This is a genomic window from Clostridium tyrobutyricum (assembly GCF_019144085.1).
GTDB lineage: Bacteria > Bacillota > Clostridia > Clostridiales > Clostridiaceae > Clostridium_B > Clostridium_B tyrobutyricum_A.
Map to the genome: position 1 here is coordinate 1 of NZ_JAHHUY010000063.1, position 3,204 is coordinate 3,204.

Annotated in this window: 1 rRNA gene; it reads left to right on the forward strand. The window is 48.2% G+C overall.

From position 1 onward, the window contains the following. The first annotated feature begins 149 nt into the window (after positions 1-149). Positions 150-3,036: ribosomal RNA gene (locus KM800_RS14915) — 23S ribosomal RNA — on the forward strand. Positions 3,037-3,204: the final 168 nt, after the last annotated feature.

Sequence of the window (3,204 nt, forward strand, 5' to 3'; positions counted from 1 at the left end):
TTGTTCTTTGAAAATTGCACAGTAAGAATAGAAAATTATTTATAATTTTCATTTTGAATAAGATAAAATAATTAAAGTATTTATGTATGTTTAAACCGAAGGTTTATGTATACTAGATACAGCTAAGGTTAATAACCTTTGTAGATAAAGGTCAAGCTACAAAGGGCGCATGGTGAATGCCTTGGCACCAGGAGCCGACGAAGGACGCGATAAGCTGCGATAAGCTTCGGGTAGACGCAAATAGTCTGTGAGCCGAAGATGTCCGAATGGGGAAACCCACAATGCTTGCATTGTACTATAAACTGAATTCATAGGTTTATAGAGGTAAACCCGGGGAACTGAAACATCTAAGTACCCGGAGGAAGAGAAAGAAACATCGATTTTCTTAGTAGCGGCGAGCGAAAGGGAAAGAGCCCAAACCAGGAACTTGTTCCTGGGGTAAGGGTAGACACAACGGAAGGCAATAAGTTAATTGAAGTGAGCTGGAAGGCTCCGCCAAAGAAGGTAAAAGCCCTGTAAGTGAAAATTAAAGCTTCCAGTCTATTCCAGAGTACCACGAGACACGTGAAACCTTGTGGGAATGCGGGAGGACCACCTCCTAAGGCTAAATACTACCTGGTGACCGATAGTGAAGAAGTACCGTGAGGGAAAGGTGAAAAGAACCCCGGAAGGGGAGTGAAATAGAACCTGAAACCGTGTGTCCACAACCGATCGAAGCACTTTTACGTGCGACGATGTGCTTTTTGTAGAACGAGCCAACGAGTTACGGTATGCAGCAAGGTTAAGTACTTAAGGTACGGAGCCGAAGGGAAACCGAGTCTGAATAGGGCGACTAGTTGCATGCTGTAGACCCGAAACCGAGTGACCTATCCATGGCCAGGTTGAAGCGGAAGTAAAATTCCGTGGAGGACCGAACCACGTTGGTGTTGAAAAACCATGGGATGAGCTGTGGATAGCGGAGAAATTCCAATCGAACTCGGAGATAGCTGGTTCTCCTCGAAATAGCTTTAGGGCTAGCGTTGAGTATGAGTAATGGAGGTAGAGCACTGAATGGGCTAGGGGCTGACAACAGTTACTGAACCCTATCAAACTCCGAATGCCATATACTTGAATCTCAGCAGTCAGACTACGAATGATAAGATCCGTGGTCAAAAGGGAAACAGCCCAGATCATCAGCTAAGGTCCCAAAGTGTAAGTTAAGTGGAAAAGGATGTGGGATTTCTAAGACAACTAGGATGTTGGCTCAGAAGCAGCCACTCATTTAAAGAGTGCGTAATAGCTCACTAGTCGAGAGGTCCTGCGCCGAAGATGTCCGGGGCTAAAACTTACCACCGAAGCTATGGACTCGAAAGAGTGGTAGAGGAGCTTCCTGCATGGGTTGAAGTCGCACCGTAAGGAGCGGTGGACTGTGCAGGAGTGAGAATGTTGGCATAAGTAGCGAGAAATAAGTGAGAATCTTATTGGTCGAAAACCTAAGGTTTCCTGAGGAAGGTTCGTCCGCTCAGGGTTAGTCGGGACCTAAGCCCAGGCCGAAAGGCGTAGGCGATGGACAATCGGTTGATATTCCGATACCGCAAATTTGCGTTTGACAAATGGGATGACGCAGGAGGATAGGATGTGCACACTATTGGATGTGTGTCTAAGCACTTAGACAGGCTGGACTGGAAAATCCGTTTAGTCAATGTTGAGGTGTTACAGGGATCCCTTTCGGGAGAAGTATCTGATTCCACGCTGCCAAGAAAAGTCTCTATGGAGTAAGTTTGTGCCCGTACCGCAAACCGACACAGGTAGGTGAGGAGAGAATCCTAAGACCATCGGAAGAATTGTTGTTAAGGAACTAGGCAAATTAACTCCGTAACTTAGGGATAAGGAGTGCCCCGAAAGGGGCCGCAGAGAATAGGCTCAAGCAACTGTTTATCAAAAACACAGGTCTCTGCTAAAGCGAAAGCTGAAGTATAGGGGCTGACGCCTGCCCGGTGCTGGAAGGTTAAGGGGAATACTTAGCGTAAGCGAAGGTATGAACTTAAGCCCCAGTAAACGGCGGCCGTAACTATAACGGTCCTAAGGTAGCGAAATTCCTTGTCGGGTAAGTTCCGACCCGCACGAATGGCGTAATGATTTGAGCACTGTCTCGACAACAAATCCGGCGAAATTGTAGTGCAAGTGAAGATGCTTGCTACCCGCGATTGGACGGAAAGACCCCGTAGAGCTTTACTGCAGTTTAGCATTGAGTTTCGGTATTGTCTGTACAGGATAGGTGGGAGACTTGGATATTAGGGCGTCAGCCCTTTTGGAGTCGACCTTGGGATACCACCCTGACAGTACTGGAATTCTAACCGGCGGCCATGAAACTGGTCACGGGACATTGTTAGGCAGGCAGTTTGACTGGGGCGGTCGCCTCCTAAAATGTAACGGAGGCGCCCAAAGGTTCCCTCAGAAGGGTCGGAAATCCTTCGAAGAGTGCAAAGGCATAAGGGAGCCTGACTGCGACACATACAGGTGGAGCAGGGACGAAAGTCGGGCTTAGTGATCCGGTGGTACCTCGTGGGAGGGCCATCGCTCAACGGATAAAAGCTACCTCGGGGATAACAGGCTGATCTCCCCCAAGAGTCCACATCGACGGGGAGGTTTGGCACCTCGATGTCGGCTCGTCGCATCCTGGGGCTGAAGTAGGTCCCAAGGGTTGGGCTGTTCGCCCATTAAAGCGGCACGCGAGCTGGGTTCAGAACGTCGTGAGACAGTTCGGTCCCTATCCGTCGCGGGCGCAGGAAATTTGAGAGGAGCTGTCCTTAGTACGAGAGGACCGGGATGGACTGACCTCTGGTGTACCAGTTGTTCCGCCAGGAGCATGGCTGGGTAGCTATGTCGGGAAGGGATAAACGCTGAAAGCATCTAAGCGTGAAGCCCACCTCAAGATTAGATTTCCCACAGCGTAAGCTGGTAAGACCCCTTGAAGAACACAAGGTGATAGGTCAGAGGTGTAAGCATGGCGACATGTTCAGCTGACTGATACTAATAGGTCGAGGGCTTGACCAAATTTATCTTACTGTGCAATTTTCAGAGAATAATATTCTCATTTGTTTCTTATAGTATTTAAGAAACAAGGTAACTCACTCAGCGAAGCTGAGGAGTACCAATTTGTTGGCAAAATCAAAGATTTTGACAAATTGGCATCTGGTAACAATGACGTGAAGGTAACACTCC